Genomic DNA, 378 nt, shown 5'->3' on the forward strand with positions numbered 1-378 from the left:
CGTACATTTCGAAAACAGATCCGAACTTCTTAATCGAGAGGGTTGATGGCGATGATGTCGATGGGGTTAACTTCGATTTCGGGATTAGCGACGATCACAGGAGTCACCGCGGGTGGGCCTTCAACAACAAGGACCGGTTCGGGAGCGATAATGGGCTTTACAACAACAATGACTGGTGCGGGCTTGACGGGAACTTCAACGGGGGAAGGAGCAATGGCGGCTTCGGTGTTAACGTTGATGATGATTTGGACAAGAGCGCTAGAAGGAGCACTGGGGGCGGCAGGAGCCTCTTCAGTGGGGAGGGCGGGTACGTCCACGGGTTCGACTGGGATATCTACGGGGAGCTCTAGTGGTACACCAGCAGGGATGGAAACACAT

At 54.5% G+C, this 378-nt stretch carries 1 protein-coding gene; it reads left to right on the forward strand.

Features of this window, described 5'->3' with window-relative positions; genetic code table 11:
• On the forward strand, positions 1–350 hold a 350-nt coding region (locus F0L74_RS34810), incomplete at its 5' end, for a hypothetical protein (protein WP_213087192.1).
• Between the last annotated feature and the right edge of the window lie 28 nt (positions 351–378).

Origin of the sequence: Chitinophaga agrisoli (assembly GCF_008386695.1) — a bacterium.
GTDB classification, from domain to species: domain Bacteria; phylum Bacteroidota; class Bacteroidia; order Chitinophagales; family Chitinophagaceae; genus Chitinophaga; species Chitinophaga agrisoli.